We start from the raw sequence: 19,528 nt of genomic DNA on the forward strand, positions 1-19,528 counted from the left end.
TTTCTGGTTCATAGGGTTAGTGCACGGCGTCTGCGGCGATCAGCAGCGCCTGCTGCGGCGCTACGATCGGTATCTGGATTCCGCAGCGCTCCAGCCATTCGCCGGTGAATGTATGCCCGTTCTCGTTGAGTGCGTCGGGCATGGTTCGCATGCCGAAATCCTTGCGCCTCGGGTGGTCGAGCAAGCGCACGCGATAATGTCGATCAGGCGCCAGGCCGGTCAGGCGGAGCGGGGGCGGTACCGGATCACGGGCCGAGGCGAGCCGGGCGTAAGCATAAAGCGCGCGGTTACCGTCCGGCGTGATGATGCCGTGTGCGATCACGCCGGACTCGTCGACGTCCAGCCGGACCGGGTGGCCGCCGTGCAGATGAGCGCGCCAATCCTTATAGACTCTGATCCACGCCGCGATATCGTCCGCCTCCTGTTCGTTCAGGGCGGTGACGTCGAGTTCCAGACCGAAATGGCCGAATAGCGCGGTCGCGCCCTGAAAATCGAATTCGATGACGCGGCCCGTGGTGTGCGACGGGTTGGGCCCGATGTGTGCGCCCATGATCTCGGGCGGAAAGAACAGGCGAAAGCCGTCGTGAATGCTCTGACGCTCGATGCCGTCGTTGCAGTCGGATGTCCAGACACGATCGGTGCGCTGCAGGATGCCGAAATCGGCGCGGGCCCCACCCGAGGCGCAGGATTCGATCTCGAGCGTCGGATGCGCGGTGCGAATTCGATCGATCAGTTCATAGACCGCGCGGGTCTGGGCATGCACTGCCGGCCGGCCCGCGTGGCCCGGCTGAGTCAGATCGCGGTTCATATCCCATTTCAGATACGCGATCGGCAGGTTCGAAAGCAATGCGTCGAGATGCTCGAACAGATACGCGCGAACCTCGGGCCGCGCCAGATCGAGCACGTACTGATGCCGGCCGATCGGCTGGCGGTAACCCGGCGTAGCGAGGATCCAGTCGGGATGGGCGCGGAACAGATCTGAATTGGGATTGACCATTTCCGGTTCGACCCATAATCCGAACTGCATGCCCAGTGCGTTGACGTGCTGGGCCAGCGGCGCGAGGCCGTCCGGGTATTTGCCGGCGTCAACGGTCCAGTCGCCCAGCGCGCGGCGATCGTCGTCGCGGCCGCGGAACCAGCCGTCGTCGAGTACGAAGCGCTCGCAGCCGAGCGCGGCGGCGCGATCCGCGAACGCCATGAGGCGCGCCGGCTGATGATCGAAATAGAAGGCTTCCCACGTGTTGGCGTGCACCGGACGGGGCGTTTGCGTCGCGCTTGGCAGGATCCTCCTGCGCACAAACCGATGCCAGGCGTTGGCCATGCCCGAGAGTCCCGTTCCGGACCACGCTGCGTACGCCACCGGCGTTTTATAGCGCGCGCCGGGTTCGAGCACAATTTCGCCGGGAAGCAGCAACTCGCCCAACTGAACCTGACGTCGACCGTCGCGCAGGCGCTCTGCCAGCCAGCGGTGATTGCCGCTCCAGCCGAGATGAAAGCCGAACACCTCGCCGGCCTGTTCGCCGAAATGGGCTGTGCCAGCAATCAGCCCCGGAAAACTGTGGTGCGACGTGCGCCCAGTACGGTTGTCGCCAGTCAATGCCTGGTCTGGCCAGGACTGTCGACGGGTCTGGAATTCGCGGCTCCATCGCCCTTCGAACGTCAGCAGTTCGTCCACGCGCGCCGGCAGCGGGCAGGCCAGAGCGGCGAGCCAGTCGACGGTATAGGGCGCGTCGCCGTTATTGACAAGCTCGACGGCGCTGGTGAGCACACCGCACTCGTCGTCGAGCGTCAGTTCGATGGTAAGCCCAAGCGCAGCAACATCGTCGCGGGCGATGATCACCAGGGTATTGCACTGTTTTTCGATCGCGTCGGTCTCGAAGCGGGTCAGCCACTCGTATCCGCCGCGTGAACCGGCGATGCCAGGATGGCCCATGAAACCGGCGCCGGCTTCCGGTAACAACGACAGAGCGACGTCGTCGTCTAGTCCGCCTTGCGGCAGGGCCCGTGAGCGATCGGCCGCCAGCATGGCTTGGCTGATGTCGCTTTGCAGTCGTTTGCCCCAGTAGGCAACGCGCGGCAGTCCGACGATGCCGTCGTCGATGATCAGCGTGGTGGTGGCCGAGTCGAGTCGAGTCATGATGGCGTGCTTTGTTTGAGCGCCTAGCCCTTGCTCGCGCCGAGCGTTAACCCGGCCACGAAATGACGCTGCATGGCGAAGAACAGCACGGCCGGCGGCATTGCGGCGATCAGAGCGGCCGCCGAAACCAACTGCCAGGACGCGGTGAAATGGCCCTGCAATGACTGTAGAGCGGTGGTGACGGGCCGTACGCTGTCGCTCTGAACCAGCACCAGCGCCCAGAAATAGTCGTTCCATACGTAGGTGAAGATCAGTACCGAGAGTGCGGCGAGCGCAGGGCGCACCAGCGGCAGTACGATATGGATGAAGATCTTGAATTCACTGACGCCCTCGGTACGCGCGACCTCCAGTAGATCGTCCGGCAATTCGGCGATGAAATTGCGCATAAAGAACACGCAGAACCCGCTCTGGAACGCGATATAGAAAAGGATCAGCGCCCAGTAGGTGTTGTAAAGGCCGATCGCGAGCGAGAAGTTACGTACTGGCACCATCAAAATCTGATACGGCACGAAGTTGCCGCCAACAAACAGCGCGAAAAGGAACACGCTGCCGCGAAAACGATACTTGGCGAGCGCAAAGCCGGCCACCGTGGCCAGTGCGATCGCGCCAATTACCGACGGGATGGTGATGATCAGGCTGTTGATCAGATAGCGCAGCATCGGTGTCTGCTGGAAGACTTCGGCGAAGTTGTGTACCAGCGTGATCTGGGTGGGTACGCCCCAGTAGTTACCGGCGTTGATGTCGGCCAGCGAACGCATCGATGTGAGAAACACCGCGATCAATGGCAGTAGCCAGAGCAGCAGCACCACGGGTACCGCGATGCGATAGCCGATCTGGACTGCACGCGATTGTTTTTGTATCGGTTTTGGGAACATCAGCGAATCCGGTCCTTTAAGATGCGCCACAGGAAGAAGCCAATGAACACGCTCATGATCAGGAACAGAATCACGGCTATCGCGGCACCGTAGCCTTCGCGATAGTTGGTGATAGATTCCTGATACATGAACCAGGCCAGCACGCTGGAACTGTTGAATGGCCCGCCCTGCGTCATGATCGAGATCAGGTCAAAGCTGCGCAGCGCGCCGATAACCGTGATGACTACCGCGATGAAGGTCGCGGCGCGCAACTGCGGAAGGATCACGTGCCAGAGCAGGCGCAGACCTTTGGCGCCTTCCAGCCGGGCCGCCTCGATCTGTTCCGGATTCACGCTGTTAAGACCGGTCAGATAGATGATCATGCAATAGGCAATCTGCGGCCAAAGCCCGGCCGCGATGATGCCGAAATTCACCAGCGTCGGACTCGACAACACCGCAACCGGCGGCACGCCGAATAGGCCAAGAAAAGCGTTTATCAGGCCGCCGTCAGGTTGATAGAACCATGAAAAAACCAGGCCGATCACGACCTGGGATAAGACAAAGGGGAAAAAGAACAGCGATTTGGCGAGCCGGATTCCGAGGATATTCTGATTGAGAAACAGTGCGATCAGCAGGCCGAGCGGAGGCGCCAGCATGAACAACACCAGCCACAGGATGTTGTTTTCCAGCGAGGTCCAGAATTGGTCCGAGGTAAAGAGCTCACGATAGTTGCCGAAACCGATGAAATGACCCGCCCCGAAGCCATTCCACTGATAAAAGCTCACGATGAAGCTCTGGATGATTGGGTATATCACCCAGATGGCGAAGAACACAAAAGCGGGCGCCACGAACAGATACGGTGCTAGTGCGCCGCGTCTGACAAGCGGTTGGCGGGGCGCCACCGTGGCCTTTGATGACACGTTGTCTCCTCCTGAAGCGGCCGTTGTACCCGACCGGCTCTCTACGACTATAGTTCCATTATTCGGAACTTTGTTTCAAATTAAGCTAGCGGCACAGCGTGAAGCTGTCAAGGTCCTTTCGAATGCTCCGGATGCCAACACGATGTCCTTATTTCATAAGGCGATTTCTCTGCTCGATCTCATTGCCGAGAGTACGGCGGTGCCGCCGCGTTTCACCGATCTTCTGAATCGGTCGGGGCACCCTCGGGCGACACTGCATCGCCTTTTGCGCGCACTGGCGGCCGAAAGACTGATCACATTCGACAAGTCTACTCAGACGTACCGCCCGGGTCTGAGGCTGCTTGAACTCGCGCATGAGTCTTGGCTTTCATCGGATCTGCGTTCGGTCGCGAGCGCGGATGTGGATTGGCTGGCCGAGCAGACTGGCGAGACAGTTCATCTGGCAGCTTTCGACGGCGACACCATGGTTTACATCGACAAGCGGGACAGCTCCAGCGCGCTGCGCTTGTATTCCGCAGTCGGCAAGCGCGGGCCGCTGTATTGCACCGGCATCGGCAAAGCGATTTTGGCGAGCCTCAAACCGGAACGGCTCGACGAGCTGCTCGACACCCAGGAGCTGATTGGCCATACGGCCCATACGATCACTGATCGCAAGGCGCTGCAGACCGAACTCGACGCGATTCGCGAGCAAGGTTGCGCGTACGACATGGAAGAGCACGAGCCGGGCGTGCGCTGCGTCGCGGCGGCAATCGTCGACCGAAGCGGCGATGTTGTGGGCGGGGTGAGTATCACCGCGCCCTCGATGCGCATGGCCCCCAGGCTCATGGAATCCATCGCGCCGCTCGTGATCGCGGCGGCTGGCCGCATCGCGAATCGCTACAGCCTTTTGCATTAACAGGGAGACTTAAAAAATGGCCGATATAGCGATGCGCGGCATAGTCAAGCGATTCGGCGACGTGGAAACCATCCACGGCGTGGATATGGACATTCGGCACGGAGAGTTCGTGGTCTTTGTTGGTCCGTCGGGCTGCGGCAAGACCACGCTGCTGCGACTCATCGCCGGGCTAGAAGACATCACCGACGGCGATTTGTATATCGGCAACGAACGCGTCAATACGGTTGATTCGGCCGATCGTAGTATTGCCATGGTATTCCAATCGTACGCGCTCTATCCGCATATGACGGTCGAACAGAATATGGGTTTCGGGTTGCGCATGGCGCGGGTGAACAAGAAAGAGGTTCGCGCGCAGGTCGAAAAAGCCGCAGGCATCCTTCAGCTGGAGAAACTGCTTGATCGCAAGCCGAAGCAGTTGTCGGGTGGGCAGCGCCAGCGCGTGGCTATCGGGCGGGCCATCGTTCGGGAACCGCAGGTTTTTCTGTTCGACGAGCCGCTGTCGAACCTGGATGCCGAACTGCGCGTAGAGATGCGCGTGCAGTTGCAGGAACTGCATCGCCAGCTTGAAACCACGATGATCTACGTCACCCACGATCAGGTCGAGGCGATGACGATGGCCGATAAGATCGTGGTGCTGCGTGATGGCAACGTCCAGCAGGTCGGTTCCCCGCTCGAGATCTATGAGCGGCCGAGCAATGCGTTTGTTGCCGGTTTCATCGGCTCGCCGCGCATGAATTTTATCGACACCACCGTCAAAAAAGCTGTTGAAGGGAACATAGAACTTGTCCTTGCGAACGCAGAGCACGATACCGCTGCACCAGCGAGCTTTAATATTCCGCTGCCCTCTAGCGAGAAACTGGCCGTAGACACAGGAATCAAGCTCGGCATCCGCCCCGAGCATCTGCACGAAGGTACGCATGGAGATGCGATCCTGAACATTCCGGTCAAAGTCACCGAGCGTTTGGGCAACGTGACCTATCTCTACTGCGAATATGGCGGCTCCGAGCGGTTCGTGGTTCAGGCCGATGCCTACACGAAGGCTCAGCCCGGCGACACGGTTCAGGTAACGTTCTCAGCCGACGATTGCCATCTGTTCGACGATCAGGGCAGGGCGCTTACGGGCTGAGTTTGGCAGGGATATCAATCGACCAGCTCGTAACCCATGAGCCGTTCGAGCCGCGCGCGCTGGGCGGCGATCACTTCGCGCGTGCCGGCCTTGAGATCGGTGGTGGCGCGCATGGCGGCGTAACCCTCGGCCAGCAGATCGTAGGTTCGGCCGAGACCGAAGGTGCGGGCCGGCGCGCGGGCCAGTTTGAAGGCCCACCACGCGGCGCGGTTGTCGGCATAGTCGGCAACCAGATCCACCAGTTCCTCCAGCCACAGAATCTGCTGCAGCCGGTCGTCGCGCCGGCCGACCCGGCGCAGCGCGCGCACATAGCTGTGCGGGTTGAGGCTGGCGTTGTCGGCCAGCAGCGCGTCGGTCATCGCGGTGTCGAGGCTTTCCGCCGCGGCCTGGAGTTCGATGGTGATCACCAGCGGGCGGTCGCGGTCGACGATCCGGTCGACCGCGCGTGCGACTTTTTCCGGCCGCCCGATCAGCTCCGACCAATCGGCATCGCGATAAAAACGACGCGTGAGAAACTCGAGCAGGGCATCACCGTCATAGGCGGCGACGCGCTCGGCATGAAAGGCCGCGACCCGGTCCGATTGCCAGTGCCGCAATTCGGCCAGGCGCTGGTGGAACAATGGATCGCGCCGTTTCGCGATCGCGCCGCGGGCGTCGCGCAGGGCGGCCAGCGCTTCGCCGAGCGGACGGGGGGCGGCGCTCATGGTCGCCTCGTCACGCGCCGCATGAGCGGGCCCGCCAGACCGGCCGGAGACGGCCCGTGGCCACCGGCGGTCACGCATGCCAGCGAGGGTGGCGCGGCGGCCTCGGGCGGCGTCTCGCGCGCTACATACAGAGCGGTCCGGACGCCCTGGCGATCGGTCTCGATGGGCTCGGAAAAGCCGGGCCAATCATGCCTGAATACATTCATCTCTCATCTGTCGTTGTCCGAACAGCCGCGCTGCCGCAGCCGGTCCAGGGGCTGTGAATGTGGCCCGCGCCGCGCCGCGCCGGGCGGGGTGGCAGGCTCCTGGCCGGGGCGCCGGGTATCGAGTCTACGCCAGTGCGCGACAACGCCGGCTTGCACTGTCCGGGTTTCGGCCCCGCTATCACAGCGGCCGGCATTGACGATTGTGCACGGTGCACGAGCGCGACGCGGGGGCCCTGGCGATCGTTCCCGTATACTGCGGATGACTTGCGAATTTTCTGTCTATTCATACCGGCCCATGCCCGATCACGCCAATGCCGATCTGCAGGCCAGGCGTCGCGCCAGCCTGGTGCGTATCCGCAAGCTGGCGTACTGGCTCGACGACGCCTGGCGTGTGCCGATGATCGGCAAGCGCGTCGGTATCGACGGTCTCATCGGCCTCCTGCCGGTCGTCGGCGATTTTTCCGGGCTGCTCCTGTCCAGCCTGACCATCGGCGAGGCCGTGCGTCTGGGCGCGCCGAAGCGTTTGTTGATCCGCATGGGTAGCCACGTGGGCGTCGATTTCGCGGTCGGTCTGATTCCGGTCGCCGGCGATCTGTTCGACATGACATACAAGGCGAATCGCCGTAATCAGGCGCTTATCGAACGCTGGTTGGTGCATGTCACCGCGGAATCGAACGGCGCCCGGGGCGTCAGCGCCGATCATTGACGGATCAGGAGCCCGGCCCGGCTTTGCCGTGCCATGTTCAAGGGAGGGGTATGACTTCGGATCACCCGACAAACGGTTCGCCGCGACGTCTGCGCGATATGCTCTGTGCCGCCATGGCCGACCGGCCCGTCCCGTTCCATACCATCGAGCTGCCCGGCGGCGACCGCGTCATCGATCGCGGCCCGGGGATCGTCGAGCTGGTGCCGATGACGCCGGTCGCCGATGCCGCGGCCACGGTCATCTCTGCCGGCATACACGGCAACGAAACCGCACCGCTGGAGTTGCTGCTGGATCTGGCCGGTGACCTGGATCATGGCTGTCTAACGGTCGGCGCGCCGGTACTGCTCGTGGTCGGCCATCCGGCCGCGATCGCGGCCGGTACCCGTTATCTCGATACCAATCTCAATCGGCTGTTCGAGCGCCCCGCCGCCGCGGGCGAGAGCCGTGAACATCGGCGCGCCCGCGAGTTGATGGATGCGCTCGATGCGTTCTGGACCACCCACGCCACCGGAGCCTCGGCCGGCGGCCAACGCGGGACGCCATTGCATCTGGATATGCACACCGCGATCCGGGCCAGTCGTTATCCGCGGTTCGCGGTCGAGCCGTTCGCCGCCGTCGAGACCCCGGCGCCGGTCTGGCGCGCGCTCGCCGCCGCCGGGCTGCAGGCGGTGCTGTCCCAGCATGTGGCGAGCCCCACCTTCTCGCATTACAGCCGCGCCCGGCACAGGGTCGTCGCCTTCACGCTCGAACTCGGCCGGGTGGCCCCCTTTGGCGCCAACGACATCACGGCACTGACGCCGATGGCCGATTGGCTGGGCGCGCGCGTGGCGGGCGAGGTCGCGGCGGAAGCGTCGCCACAGAGGCTGGTGTTCTTCCATGTAATCGACGAGCTGCGTCGCGTCAGCGAAGATTTTTCGCTGGGGTTCGGCGACGATATAGCCAATTTCACGCCGTTTGACGTCGGGTCCGTGATTGCCCGGGACCGCGAGGCCGGCGTGACGATCGTTGCCGATGCGCCGGTGTATATCGTGTTCCCCAACGCGAATGTGGAACGCGGTGCCCGCGCTGCGTTGCTGGCCCGACCGGTGCCGGCCCCTGCTACGACGGATGCGTGATGTCGTTGTGATCACGTGCCTGCTAGGCTATTTCGTTTGCCGTTTTGCGAGGGCGACTGAACGCGCATGGCCGATAACGCGATACCGCTGGTCGTTCGAGACCTGCACAAGAGCTTCAACGACAATCCGGTACTCGAAGGTCTTTCACTGGAGGCGCACGAGGGCGACGTGATCTCGTTGATCGGCGCCTCGGGCTCGGGCAAGAGCACGTTCCTGCGCTGCATGAATCTGCTCGAGATCCCCAATGCCGGCGATATCGTCGTGCACGGCGAGCCGGTGGCGTTTCAGACCAGGCGCGGTGAGCGCGAGCCGGCCGACTGGAAGCAGGTCGAGCGTATTCGCGCCAAGCTGTCGATGGTGTTCCAGGGCTTCAACCTATGGGCGCACATGACGTTGATCGGCAACGTCATCGAGGCGCCCGTGCATGTGCTGGGCAAGTCGAAAAAGGACGCGCGCGAGCAGGGCATGGCGTTGCTCGAACGGGTGGGCCTGGCCGAGCGAGCCGAGTATTTTCCGGCCCAGCTGTCCGGCGGCCAGCAACAGCGCGGCGCGATCGCCCGCGCGCTGGCGATGGACCCGGAGGTCATGTTGTTCGACGAACCAACCTCGGCGCTCGATCCCGAGCTGGTCGGCGATGTGCTCAAGGTGATGCGGGGACTGGCCGACGAGGGCCGGACCATGGTGGTGGTCACCCACGAGATGGATTTCGCCCGCGACGTGTCGTCGCAGGTGATCTATCTGCACCAGGGGCGCGTGGAAGAGGCCGGCAAGCCGGGTGATGTTCTGGAAAATCCGAACTCGCCGCGACTGCGACAGTTCCTCGGTCCGCGCTTCTAATACCCCAGGACAGGACACTGGCGATGATCGATTTTCAGGGTTACGGCTGGCGCCTGCTCGGCGGCGCGGCGCTCACCGCTGAGCTGGCGCTGCTTTCGCTGGTACTGGCGCTGGTGATCGGGCTGGTGGTGGCCAGCGTGAAACTCTCTCGCTCGCGTGTCCTGCGCGGTCTGGCGTTGCTTTACACCACGGTCATTCGCGGCGTGCCCGATCTGGTGATGATGATGCTGCTGTTCTATGGCGGCCAGATCGGCGTGAATGTGGCGATGGACCAGATCAACGCCTGGCTCGGTACCGACATCTTCGTCAACGTGAACGCCTTCGTGGCCGGCGTGATCACATTGGGCGTGATCTACGGCGCGTACATGTCGGAAACATTCCGCGGTGCTTTCCTCGCGGTCGACGCCGGTCAGATGGAGGCCGCGCGGGCGTACGGCATGAGCGGCTGGCTGGCGTTCCGGCGCGTGCGCTTTCCGTTGATGATGCGCCACGCCCTGCCGGGCATCAACAACAACTGGATGGTGTTGCTCAAGGCCACTGCACTGGTTTCGATCATCGGCCTGTCGGATATGGTGCGCATCGCCGACCAGGCGACCAAGGCCACGCACGAGCCGTTTCTGTTCATGGTACCGGTGGGGATGGGCTACCTGGCCATCACCAGTGTCTCCGAGCTGTTCGTCGGCTGGCTGCGCCGGCGTTACGACGCCGGCTTCAATACGTCCAGGAAGGGGGTGTGATGGAACAGTGGCTCGCGCATGTCGCCCCGTTTTTGTCGCACAACGACATCTTCACCCCGGCGACGTTCGCACAGTACTGGCAAGGCCTGGTCAGCACGGTGCAACTGGTCTTTATTTCGCTGCTCGTCGGCATCGTGCTGGCGGTGCCGTTGTCGATCGGCCGGGCCTCGAACCGGATCTGGATATCCGGGCCGATCTGGGTCTACACCTATGTGTTTCGTGGCACGCCGCTGCTGATCCAGCTCTACATCGCGTATTACGGTTTTGCCTTCATACCCGGTGTGCAGCAGAGCTGGTTCGCGTTCTTCATCGACAACCCGTTGTACCCGGCGTTGTTATCGTTTGCGCTCAATACCGGCGCGTACACCACGGAAATCTTTTACGGCGCGATCCGGGCCACGCCACGCGGCGAGATCGAAGCCGCTCGCGCTTACGGCATGTCGACGTTCACCTGCTACCGGCGGATCGTGCTGCCGTCGGCGTTCCGGCGCGCGCTACCGGCCTATGGCAACGAGGTAATCTTCATGCTGCATGCCAGCTCGATCGCCTCGGCGGTGACCATCACCGATCTGACCGGCGCGGCCTACTATGTCTATGCCCGTTTCTACTCGCCGTTCCCGGCCTTCATATTCGTGGCCTGTGTCTACATGGTTTTGAGCTTCGCCATCCAGGGCGGATTCCGGCTGGCCGAGAAGCGCCTGCTGCGGCATCTCAAGCCGGCCTGAGGGAGGAAAGCCATCGACATAGCACGTTTTGTGCATGTTCACGGTGCGACATCCGTGGTTCAATCCACGCGTCGTGTCGGCGGCGCTCGTCGCTTCCGGCCGCACCCATTCACGAGGACCGAATCGATCATGAAAAAACTGCTTACCGTATCCGTGCTGGCCGCGAGCGTGGCACTGGGCGCCGGTATCGCCACGACCGCGAGTGCCGCGGGCGACAACGTGCGCATCGCCACCAATGTGCCCTACAAGCCGATGGAATACACCAAGCCGGACGGTACGCTCACCGGCTTCGACATCGACCTGGGCAATGCCCTGTGCAAGCAGGCCGGTCTGCACTGCAGCTGGGTGCAGCAGGACTGGAACGGCATCATTCCGGGCCTGATGGCGCGCAAGTACGACGCCATCATGTCGTCGATGACCATCAACGACGCACGCAAGAAGCACGTGCTGTTCTCGACGCCCTACATCGTGGTGCCGTCCGCGTTCTTTGTGCCGACCGGTAGCTCGCTGCACAAGATCGACGCCGCGACGCTCAAGGGCAAGAAGATCGGCGTGCAGCGTGGCACGGTCCAGGACAACTACGTCACCGACAAATACGGCAATATCGCCATCATCAAGCGTTATCAGAACGCCGACGACGTCGCCGTCGACATGTCCGCCGGCCGCCTCGATGCCGCGTTCTTCGACCAGATCACCGGGCAGAGCACGCTGATCGATCCGCATCCGGATAAATATCGCCAGGCCGGGGCTGACCTGACCGGCCCGAAGAAATACTTCGGCGACGGTTTCGGTATCGCGTTCCGCAAGAACGAGCAGGGCCTGGCCAAGAAGTTCGACAAGGCGCTCAAGGCCGTCAGGGACAACGGCACCTACGCCAGGATCTACAAGAAGTACTTCCACAAGGCGCCGCCCGCCAAGGACGAATAACGCGAGCGCGTCCAGCTGGCTCAGACAGCGCGCCGGGATAACCCGGCGCGCTTTTTTGTGTCGGATCGGGAAGACGAGTCCGCAAATGAACGCAAGAAACGCAAATTAAACAAGATTGCGCAATGCCGGGCGTGGCGCGCTCTGCGTCAGTCGGCCGGCGGCCCAAAAGCACCGGAATCTGCCCGCGCACGACACGCCGCTCCATTTGCGTTATTCGCGTCCATTTGCGGACTGCTTTTGTCGGGTTCGCGGCGGGCGACCAAGCCCGCTCAGGCCGGCCTGTTTTGCGGTGCAAGGCCCATCAGCATATCCAGCGCCGCGCGCTTCGAGTCTGCCTCGATCCGGGCATACAGCGCGAACGGGTCGATGATGGGTTGGCCCAGGGCCGCCTCGAGTTCCTGCTGGCTGGCGGCGGCCGTGCCTTCGCCGGCCTCGTCGCTGCCGAGGTTGGACTGGAAGATGCCCGCCGCGCTCACCGGCAGGAAATCCTCGTAGACGATCGGGTGGGCCACGACATGCCCCGAGGCCAGGAGGGCTTCGATGGCGCTGTCGTCGTCGGCGGGCGCACTGGCATCAATCAGCGATTCGCCGGCAGCTTGGTAACGGAAGTAAGCCAGCTCGCGCCGACGCAACGTATCGAGATCGTCCGGAAACTCCTCGAATATGCCGTGCAGCGCGGCCTGGTAGTCGTCATTGGCGTCGCGCTTGTAGGTTTGGGCGGCGGTCAGCAGCCGATCGTACAACGCACGCCCGTCGGGCGTGAGCGCCACGCCACGTTGCTCGATTTCGCCGAAGCGCGCGGTATGTCGGCCTTCGGTGTCGCCCGCGAAGCGGATCGACTCCTCCAGCGCCTTGAAACTGGTCTGGCGCAGCAGGATGGGCACGTCGCGCCGGGGCGGGCCTTCGATGACGGCCTTCGGCGTGATGCCGTATTCCGGCATGGCCGCCTGCGCGGCGTCGATATCCAGCGTACGCGGTGTCAGATGATTGATATGCGGGCCGCGGAAACAGACCACGTCGGCGATGAGCTTGTGTTCCGATGCCAGCGCCTCGTAGGTCGCGTAATCGACCGTGGCGTCTTCGTGCCAACGAAAGGTCTCAATCGCCTCGGCGACGAATGTGTCGGCTTCGGCCTCGGTGAGCCCGCCTTCGGCTTCGAAACGCGCGATCAGTTCGCGTACGCGCGGCGTGAAGATATCGCGCACGGCGAGAATATCGGCGGCGCGTTGGCGTAGATTGTCATCCTCGATCAGATCGAGCCGCAGCAACGACGTGAACAGCCGGAACGGATTGATCGCCAGGGTCTCGGTCTCGATCGGCCGGAACGCCGTCGAATGCACCGGCACCCCGGCCGCCGCCAGGTCGTAGTAGCCGACCGGCGCCATACCCATCACCGCGAACAGGCGGCTCAGCATGCCAAGTTCTTCGGCCGTGCCGACACGAATCGCGCCGTGGCGCTCGACCGACAGCCGAGCCAGATCGTTGGCCGCGGCCATCTGCCGGGCCAGGGCAGGATTATCCGCCAGCGTGCGCTCGTTGATATCGGCCACGAGCTTCAGTAGCGTGCCGTACTGCGGTACCTCGTTCTGGTACATGGTCGACATCGCCGAAGCGAAACGGTCTCGGATCGAGGCCGCGGATACGAACGAATGAGCGGGCATGGAGCACTCCGGGTAAGCCATTGCGCGCCTGGCGCAAAGAGCCAGATCGTGCGCCTAGTCTGACATTGCCGCGGGGTGAGGCACAGCGCGACCGGCGGTGTTGCTCGTCCTGGCCGGGACACTCACGTACCGGCGGCTCGCGCCTTGCCAGGCGCGATTCGAGGCGACAATGAGACGTCTGGGCGGCACTTCAATCCTGCGCCCAATTTTGGATCAGTCGCGCCGCCCGCCGAGAAAATCGGTCAGACAACGCCCGAGTGACGTCGTGGCGGCCAGCCGGGCGACATAGGCGCCGAGCGCGCCGCGCTCGCCGGCCTGGGTGGCGGCGGCGCGCGTGACCGCCGCCAATGTTGCGATCGAGGCGATGAGCAGCACGGCCACCTGAATCCAGATCGAATCGGTCGGCAGTGTCATCCACAGCGCAAAGAGCGTGGCCAGCCAGCAGGTCAGAAACAGCGGCCGGGGAACGACATCGGCGGCAATGAGCAGATAGCCGGCCCAGCGCGGCAGCCGCTGGCTGCCGCGCTGGGTTCGGGGATCGTTCGGATCGCGGTCGGACATAAGCCGGTTTCAGCGTTATAAGGGTGAGGTCGTGTGTCCGGTTCAGAGCGTATCGACCGCCACGGCCAGGGTCGGCGCGAGCGGCAAACGCGGCAGCAGCGTGGCCTGATACGCATGATACAGATCGGCCTTGAGATGACCATCGTCGCGATCGAGGCCGAGTTCGCCGTCCAGTTCCTGCAGCCAACTGCCGCGATCGTCGTCGATATACACATCGCGGATGAAATCCCAGAGCCGCCGGTACCAGATCTCGAAACGGGCCTCGCCGGTGCGCGCGCCCAGCGCGGCGGCAGCGGCGGCGGCCTCGGCGTGGGTCCAGTGACGCCGCCGGCGTGAACAGGCGGCGCCGTCCCAGTCGACGGTGTAGACCATGCCGGGATTGCCGTCAGCCTCCCAGCCCTCGGCCATGGCCTTGTCGAACAGTTGCGCGGCGTCGTGGGCCAGCCAGTCGGGCGCCTTGGCGCCGAGGCCGGCTTCCAGATGCAGCAACAGGCGCGCCCATTCACAGCCGTGGCCCGGGGTGGCGCCGAACGGCTTGAAATCATCGTCCGGCTTGTCGGCGTTGAAATCCGCCACGATGCGCCAGTTCGCATCGAAATGCTCGATCACACGCCAGCCGTTGTCGGCGGCCACGTTGTGAATCAGGCGTGTGACGATCGCCAGCGCGCGCTTGCGCCAGCTGTTGTCATCCAGCACGTCGGCCAGTTCCAGGCACATCTCGGTCGCGTGCATGTTGGCATTGGCGCCGCGATAGTCCGCAAGCCCGGTCCAGTCGCGTGCATATGCTTCCACGTAGGCTTGTTCACCGGCCGACCAGAAGCGGGATTCCAGCACGGCGAGCACATCGTCGAGCAGGGCGCGGGCGCCCTCGATGCCCGCGCGCGTGGCGCTGGCCGCGCCGAGGGCCACGAAGACATGGATATAGCACTGCTTGGAATCGTCGAAGCCGGGCGTCGGTTCGGCGGCGAACCAGCCGCCGTGTGCGTCGTCGCGCAGCAGTTCAGCGAGGGCGACCACGCCGTGATGCGCGAGCGTGGACGCACCGGGCACCCCCTGGAGCGTGGCCAGGGCATAGCAATGCGTCATGCGGGCCGTGATCAATGTGTCGGCCGTATCGGAGGCCAGTTCGCGATTGACGTCGAGCGGCCCGAAGCCGCCGCCGGCCCGGCAGGACGCGCGATAGAACTCCAGCAGGTCCAGGCCTTCGGCCGCCAGCCAGTGGCGGTGGGTGGCGCGGTCACTCCAGCGGCTGGCACCGGGGGCAGTGTTCGTGTTGCGGTTATCGGCCAAGTCGCTCTCCTGTATCACAGCGCTAAGGTGCTGGGGTGCACAGTATGGCGCGCCGACCAGTCGTTGACGATCGCGCACCCGCTCGAGAACGATGAATCCGACGCGCAGGAACGACGGGGCCGATCCGGCCGGCGATCAAAGGGGCGAATCCTCCAGCGGCTTGGAGCGGCGAGCGTGCTGTGTACGCGGCTGCGAATACGGGCGAACGCACTCAGGCGCCTTCGGTCTGGAACGAGTAGATCGAGCCCAGGCCGAGGAGACGGGTCAGTTCATCCAGCGCGACGCGGGTTTCGTCGAGCAGGGCGGGGTCGGCGAGGTCGTCCGGGGCCAGCCGGTCGCGATAGTGGCGCTCGACCCATTCGGTCAGCTGTGTGTGGCGCGTCGCATCGAGCATGACCGCGGGCGCCATCGCCGCCCGCTCGGCCGCCGACAACACCACCCGCAGGCGCAGGCAGGCCGGGCCGCCGCCGTTGTCCATGCTCTGCTTGACGTCGTAGGCGCGGTATTCGGCGATCGGGTTGGCCTCATCCGCCACGATGCGATCCAGCTCGGCGGCCACCGCCCGGTTGCGTTGGCATTCGGCCGGCACGATCACGACCATCGCGCCGTCGGCGCGGGTCAGTAGTTGGGAATTGAACAAATAGGTCGCCACCGCATCGGCAAGCGACACGGCCTGCCGGCTGACGCGCACCGGGCAGAGCGTCGCGCCGAGTCGGCCCATCTTCTCGCGCAGTTCGGCCAGCACGCCGGCTTCATCGGCGAAGGCGGTTTCGTGGTAGAGCAGCACGGGCCCGTTGCCGACCGCGATCACGTCGTTATGGAACACGCCGGCATCAATCGCCTCGGCACTTTGCCGGGCGAATACGCACTGCCCAGCACCCAGCCCGTGCTGGCGCGCCACGGCCTGGCTGGCTTCCCACGTCTGGCGCGCCGTGAAGCGCTTCGCGCCAGGCTGAGTGGTCTCGCCGCGATCCAGCCCGTCGCGGCCATAGACGAACAGATGCACGCCGGGCGCGTCGTAGGTGGTGCACAGGCGGCTGTGGTTGGCCGCGCCTTCGTCGGCAAAGGCCGGCGTGGCGGGCAAGGCCGGGTGATGGGCGAAGTGCGAGTTGTCGGCGAAGATGGCGGCCAGTGCTGCGGCGGTGGTCGGCGCCTCGATCGCGCGATGAAAGCTGGATTGCAGATTGGCGGCGGTGAAATGCACGCGGCCATCCGGCGCATCGAACGACGGCGTAATCGTGGCCGCATTGGCGGTCCACATCGCCGCCGCCGAGGAAATCGCGCGCACAATGGCCGGATCGGCCGCCTGAGCCGCGGCCAGCATTTGCGACGGGCTGCCGGTGAAACCGAGCCGCGCCAGCATGTCGATCGCCGGGCGCGGCTGCGGCGGCAGCACACCCTGGGCAAAGCCCGCATCGTGCAGCGCTTTCATCTTGGCCAGGCCCTGCAGCGCGGCCTCGCGCGGGTTGGACACCAGCCCGCGGTGGCTGGCCGAGGCGATATTGCCGTGGGCCAGGCCGCTGTAGTTGTGGGTGGGGCCAACCAGGCCGTCGAAATTGACTTCGCGGGTCGCGTCCGGGGCGAATGTGTTCATTGCGGCGTGTCCATCAATATGGATTGAGTGCCTGCAGCGCCGTCTCGACGGCCTGTCGATCGGCGCCGCTCAGGCTCTGGAGCGGAAGCGGCAGGCTGTCTGGTGCAACGCGACCGAGCACTTCCGCAGCGGTGGCGATCACACGCAGGCTGCCGCCATGGCGCGCGTACAGTGTCCACAGCGGGGCGAGTGCCTCGGAGAGACGGCTTGCCTCGGCCGCGTTGCCGTCCAGGGCCGCGCGCGTAATCGCTTGTGCGGTGGCCGGGAACAGGCCGCCGATGACCGAATACCAGGCATCGCAGCCGCCGTTCAGACCGGCGGCGGCCGAGGCGTCGCCGCTTATTCCGAGGGTCACATCGGGCGGCAGAGCGGAGCGCAGATTCGCGATTCGAGCCCGCACCTGCTCGGCGCGGCCCGGCACGGCCGGAATCTTGATCGAGCGGACCCGCGGCAGCTCGGCGATCCGCGCGTAAAGCCGATCGCTGAACTCGAAACGCGTCGTGGTCGGGTTGTCGTAGACACACAGCGGTATCGATATTGATGCCGCGACCGTTCGGTAAAGATCGAACACCTCCGACTCGCGCAGCGGCTGATACGACATCGGCGGCAACAGCAGACCGTGCGCGCCGGCGGTCTGTGCGTCCTCGGCGCAAGCGAGTACGTCGGCGGTTCGCAGGGCGCCGATGCCGATGATCACGGGAACATCGCCGCTGTGTTCGCAGGCCAGCCGTGCGATCCGCGCGCGCTGGCTGCGCGTCAGGTAGGCATAGTTGCCGGTCGACCCCAGGGCGCCGATGGAGTCGACGCCGGCCTGCGCCAGCCGCTTGACCAAGCCGACAAAGGCGCGTTCGTCCAGTTGCTCCGCGCGCATCGGCGTCAGCGGAAAAGCGCTCAGACCGGTGAACATGCAAGCCTCCTTCGGGAATGGATGGGCGAATCTCCGCTCTGAGAGTGGCGCTCAACGCGGCGCCAAGCGCCGCCCGCGCGTGGCCGATAGCCGAGTCCTCGTGGCGGCAAGGGGGCCATATCGGCTATTGCGCGGCGATACGCGACAGGTTCACGCCGTTCGGCAGCTTCTCCGGCAGCGCGACGGTCTCGGATTCCATCGAGGCCATCGGCCAGGCGCAGTAGTCGGCGGCGTAGTAGGCGCTCGGGCGATGGTTGCCGGAGTCGCCGATGCCGCCGAAGGGCGCATCGGAGGCCGCGCCGGTGGTCTGGCGGTTCCAGTTGACGATGCCGGCACGGATGCGCAGACGGAAATCCTCCCACAGTGCCGCGTCGCCGCCGATCAGGCCGGCGGCCAGGCCATAGGCCGTGTGGTTGGCCTCGGCCACGGCGTCGTCCCAATCTTTGGTGCGGCGAATCGTCAACAGCGGGCCGAAGTGTTCGACGTCGGCGGTCTCGACGCCGGTGACATCGATCAGTCCGGGCGACAGCAGGCTGGTGCCGGGCTTGAGGATCTTCGTACGCGCCCGCACGACGGCGCCGCGCGCTTCGAGAGCGTCCTGGGTGGCCACCAGTTTCTCGGCCGCGGCCGGGGTCGCGAGCCCGCCGTAGAAGGGCGGATGGGTCTCGTCCATCGGGTCGCCCACGTGCAGATCGCCGAGTGCGGTCGTGAGGGCTTCGATCAGCGCATCGCCGGCCTGGCCCTCGGGCACGAGCAGGCGGCGCGCGCAGGTGCAGCGCTGGCCGCCGGAAATATAGGCCGACTGGATGATGGTCAGCACGGCCGCAGGAATGTCGTAGCCATCCTCGGCTACCACCAGTGGATTGTTGCCACCCAGCTCCAGCGCCAGGATCTTGTCCACCCGGCCGCCGAACTGCTTGTGCAGCGATTGGCCGGTGGCCGCCGAGCCGGTGAACAACAGGCCGTCGATGCCGTCATGCCCCGCAAGCGCCTGGCCCACGGCCTTCTCGCCCTGGACCAGATTGATCACGCCTTGCGGCAGGCCGGCGGCCTCCCAGCACTGCAGCGTGAGATCGGCGGTGGCCGGGGTGAGTTCGCTCGGTTTGAACACGACCGTATTGCCGGCCAGCAGCGCCGGCACGATGTGGCCGTTGGGCAGGTGGCCCGGGAAGTTGTAGGGCCCGAATACGGCCAGCACACCGTGCGGACGATGGCGCAGCACCGCCCGGCCGCCCGGGATCGTCTTGGCGCGTTCGCCGGTGCGTTCGTGATACGCGGTCTGCGAGATGCCGATCTTGCCGATCATGGCGCCGACTTCGGTGCGGGCCTCCCACAGCGGCTTGCCGGTTTCGCGGGCGATGGAGGCCGCCAGGTCTTCCTTGTGGGCTTCGAGCTGTCGGCCGAAGGCTTCGACGACGGCCACGCGTTCCTCGAACGGACGGCGCGCCCAGGCCGGAAAGGCGCCACGCGCGGCGGCGATGGCCGCGCCGACCTGATCGGCGTCGGCGGCGTTGGCCTGCCAGAGCGTGGCGTGCGCGATCGGGTCGGTCTTGTTCAGGGGCATGCCGTTGCCGGGCTGCCAGGCGCCGTTGATGAATAGTTGTTGTTTGGCTTGGAGTGGCATGG

Annotated in this window: 18 protein-coding genes; 8 read left to right on the forward strand and 10 right to left on the reverse strand. The window is 64.6% G+C overall.

Going from position 1 to position 19,528, the window contains the following annotated elements:
- Positions 1–16: 16 nt before the first annotated feature.
- From ACS8Y6_RS01075 to ACS8Y6_RS01085, 3 genes are read right to left on the reverse strand one after another with little or no spacing between them, the layout of a single operon-like run.
- Positions 17–2,137: an alpha-galactosidase gene (locus tag ACS8Y6_RS01075; RefSeq protein ID WP_440854825.1), complete on the reverse strand. Its 2,121-nt coding sequence runs from the start codon at positions 2,135–2,137 to the stop codon at positions 17–19.
- 23 nt (positions 2,138–2,160) lie between these two features.
- A complete protein-coding gene (locus tag ACS8Y6_RS01080) occupies positions 2,161–3,012 on the reverse strand; it encodes a carbohydrate ABC transporter permease (protein ID WP_440848624.1) in 852 nt (283 codons plus the stop codon).
- On the reverse strand, positions 3,012–3,911 hold the full coding sequence (locus tag ACS8Y6_RS01085) for a carbohydrate ABC transporter permease (RefSeq protein ID WP_440848623.1): 900 nt from the start codon (positions 3,909–3,911) through the stop codon (positions 3,012–3,014). The genes ACS8Y6_RS01080 and ACS8Y6_RS01085 overlap by 1 nt, the downstream gene beginning before the upstream one ends.
- On the opposite strand from ACS8Y6_RS01085, the gene ACS8Y6_RS01090 reads away from it, so the two are divergent.
- The gene (locus ACS8Y6_RS01090; RefSeq protein WP_440854826.1) at positions 3,895–4,806 is read left to right on the forward strand and encodes an IclR family transcriptional regulator; all 912 of its coding nucleotides are present in this window, start codon (positions 3,895–3,897) and stop codon (positions 4,804–4,806) included. The genes ACS8Y6_RS01085 and ACS8Y6_RS01090 overlap by 17 nt on opposite strands.
- A gap of 16 nt (positions 4,807–4,822) precedes the next feature.
- Positions 4,823–5,932, forward strand: coding sequence for an ABC transporter ATP-binding protein (locus ACS8Y6_RS01095; protein ID WP_440848621.1), 1,110 nt, complete (start codon positions 4,823–4,825; stop codon positions 5,930–5,932).
- A 14-nt stretch (positions 5,933–5,946) separates the two neighbouring features.
- On the opposite strand, the gene ACS8Y6_RS01100 is transcribed toward ACS8Y6_RS01095, so the two are convergent.
- The gene (locus ACS8Y6_RS01100) at positions 5,947–6,636 is read right to left on the reverse strand and encodes an FFLEELY motif protein (protein ID WP_440848620.1); all 690 of its coding nucleotides are present in this window, start codon (positions 6,634–6,636) and stop codon (positions 5,947–5,949) included.
- 501 nt (positions 6,637–7,137) lie between these two features.
- Here ACS8Y6_RS01100 and ACS8Y6_RS01105 point away from each other — a divergent pair.
- The 6 genes from ACS8Y6_RS01105 to ACS8Y6_RS01130 all read left to right on the forward strand — a co-directional run bounded on the left by ACS8Y6_RS01105 (position 7,138) and on the right by ACS8Y6_RS01130 (position 11,889).
- The gene (locus tag ACS8Y6_RS01105; RefSeq protein ID WP_440848619.1) at positions 7,138–7,548 is read left to right on the forward strand and encodes a DUF4112 domain-containing protein; all 411 of its coding nucleotides are present in this window, start codon (positions 7,138–7,140) and stop codon (positions 7,546–7,548) included.
- Between the two features lie 50 nt (positions 7,549–7,598).
- On the forward strand, positions 7,599–8,663 hold the full coding sequence (locus ACS8Y6_RS01110) for a succinylglutamate desuccinylase (RefSeq protein ID WP_440848618.1): 1,065 nt from the start codon (positions 7,599–7,601) through the stop codon (positions 8,661–8,663).
- A 66-nt stretch (positions 8,664–8,729) separates the two neighbouring features.
- A complete protein-coding gene (locus ACS8Y6_RS01115) occupies positions 8,730–9,500 on the forward strand; it encodes an ABC transporter ATP-binding protein (RefSeq protein ID WP_440848617.1) in 771 nt (256 codons plus the stop codon).
- 23 nt (positions 9,501–9,523) lie between these two features.
- Positions 9,524–10,237 (forward strand): ABC transporter permease, encoded by a 714-nt coding sequence (locus ACS8Y6_RS01120; protein WP_440848616.1) that lies wholly within the window; start codon positions 9,524–9,526, stop codon positions 10,235–10,237.
- On the forward strand, positions 10,237–10,962 hold the full coding sequence (locus ACS8Y6_RS01125) for an ABC transporter permease (protein ID WP_440848615.1): 726 nt from the start codon (positions 10,237–10,239) through the stop codon (positions 10,960–10,962). Before ACS8Y6_RS01120 ends, ACS8Y6_RS01125 begins: the two co-directional genes overlap by 1 nt.
- 129 nt (positions 10,963–11,091) lie before the next feature.
- The gene (locus ACS8Y6_RS01130) at positions 11,092–11,889 is read left to right on the forward strand and encodes a transporter substrate-binding domain-containing protein (protein ID WP_440848614.1); all 798 of its coding nucleotides are present in this window, start codon (positions 11,092–11,094) and stop codon (positions 11,887–11,889) included.
- Between the two features lie 269 nt (positions 11,890–12,158).
- Here the strand turns inward: ACS8Y6_RS01130 and hglS are convergent, their stop codons facing one another.
- From hglS to astD, 6 genes are all read right to left on the reverse strand, one after another.
- The gene (hglS, locus tag ACS8Y6_RS01135; RefSeq protein ID WP_440854827.1) at positions 12,159–13,550 is read right to left on the reverse strand and encodes a 2-oxoadipate dioxygenase/decarboxylase HglS; all 1,392 of its coding nucleotides are present in this window, start codon (positions 13,548–13,550) and stop codon (positions 12,159–12,161) included.
- Between the two features lie 213 nt (positions 13,551–13,763).
- Positions 13,764–14,111, reverse strand: coding sequence for a hypothetical protein (locus ACS8Y6_RS01140; RefSeq protein ID WP_440854828.1), 348 nt, complete (start codon positions 14,109–14,111; stop codon positions 13,764–13,766).
- Positions 14,112–14,153: 42 nt separating this feature from the next.
- Entirely contained in the window at positions 14,154–15,401 is a 1,248-nt protein-coding gene (locus ACS8Y6_RS01145) for an AGE family epimerase/isomerase (protein ID WP_440854829.1), read from the reverse strand.
- 211 nt (positions 15,402–15,612) lie between these two features.
- Positions 15,613–16,995 (reverse strand): N-succinylarginine dihydrolase, encoded by a 1,383-nt coding sequence (gene astB, locus ACS8Y6_RS01150; protein ID WP_440854830.1) that lies wholly within the window; start codon positions 16,993–16,995, stop codon positions 15,613–15,615.
- Between the two features lie 13 nt (positions 16,996–17,008).
- The gene (locus tag ACS8Y6_RS01155; protein ID WP_440848602.1) at positions 17,009–17,902 is read right to left on the reverse strand and encodes a dihydrodipicolinate synthase family protein; all 894 of its coding nucleotides are present in this window, start codon (positions 17,900–17,902) and stop codon (positions 17,009–17,011) included.
- A gap of 124 nt (positions 17,903–18,026) precedes the next feature.
- On the reverse strand, positions 18,027–19,526 hold the full coding sequence (gene astD, locus ACS8Y6_RS01160; protein WP_440848601.1) for a succinylglutamate-semialdehyde dehydrogenase: 1,500 nt from the start codon (positions 19,524–19,526) through the stop codon (positions 18,027–18,029).
- Positions 19,527–19,528: the final 2 nt, after the last annotated feature.

Source organism: Salinisphaera sp. RV14 (genome assembly GCF_052044135.1).
Classification (GTDB): domain Bacteria; phylum Pseudomonadota; class Gammaproteobacteria; order Nevskiales; family Salinisphaeraceae; genus Salinisphaera.

Bases quoted from the DNA above. Each gene is read 5' to 3' on its own strand.
- ACS8Y6_RS01155 (WP_440848602.1), bottom strand. From the start codon at position 17,902: ATGTTCACCGGTCTGAGCGCTTTTCCGCTGACGCCGATGCGCGCGGAG.
- ACS8Y6_RS01140 (WP_440854828.1), bottom strand. From the start codon at position 14,111: ATGTCCGACCGCGATCCGAACGATCCCCGAACCCAGCGCGGCAGCCAG.
- ACS8Y6_RS01120 (WP_440848616.1), top strand. From the start codon at position 9,524: ATGATCGATTTTCAGGGTTACGGCTGGCGCCTGCTCGGCGGCGCGGCG.
- ACS8Y6_RS01095 (WP_440848621.1), top strand. From the start codon at position 4,823: ATGGCCGATATAGCGATGCGCGGCATAGTCAAGCGATTCGGCGACGTG.
- hglS (WP_440854827.1), bottom strand. From the start codon at position 13,550: ATGCCCGCTCATTCGTTCGTATCCGCGGCCTCGATCCGAGACCGTTTC.
- ACS8Y6_RS01100 (WP_440848620.1), bottom strand. From the start codon at position 6,636: ATGAGCGCCGCCCCCCGTCCGCTCGGCGAAGCGCTGGCCGCCCTGCGC.
- astD (WP_440848601.1), bottom strand. From the start codon at position 19,526: ATGCCACTCCAAGCCAAACAACAACTATTCATCAACGGCGCCTGGCAG.
- ACS8Y6_RS01125 (WP_440848615.1), top strand. From the start codon at position 10,237: ATGGAACAGTGGCTCGCGCATGTCGCCCCGTTTTTGTCGCACAACGAC.
- ACS8Y6_RS01115 (WP_440848617.1), top strand. From the start codon at position 8,730: ATGGCCGATAACGCGATACCGCTGGTCGTTCGAGACCTGCACAAGAGC.
- ACS8Y6_RS01110 (WP_440848618.1), top strand. From the start codon at position 7,599: ATGACTTCGGATCACCCGACAAACGGTTCGCCGCGACGTCTGCGCGAT.
- ACS8Y6_RS01080 (WP_440848624.1), bottom strand. From the start codon at position 3,012: ATGTTCCCAAAACCGATACAAAAACAATCGCGTGCAGTCCAGATCGGC.
- astB (WP_440854830.1), bottom strand. From the start codon at position 16,995: ATGAACACATTCGCCCCGGACGCGACCCGCGAAGTCAATTTCGACGGC.
- ACS8Y6_RS01075 (WP_440854825.1), bottom strand. From the start codon at position 2,137: ATGACTCGACTCGACTCGGCCACCACCACGCTGATCATCGACGACGGC.
- ACS8Y6_RS01105 (WP_440848619.1), top strand. From the start codon at position 7,138: ATGCCCGATCACGCCAATGCCGATCTGCAGGCCAGGCGTCGCGCCAGC.
- ACS8Y6_RS01130 (WP_440848614.1), top strand. From the start codon at position 11,092: ATGAAAAAACTGCTTACCGTATCCGTGCTGGCCGCGAGCGTGGCACTG.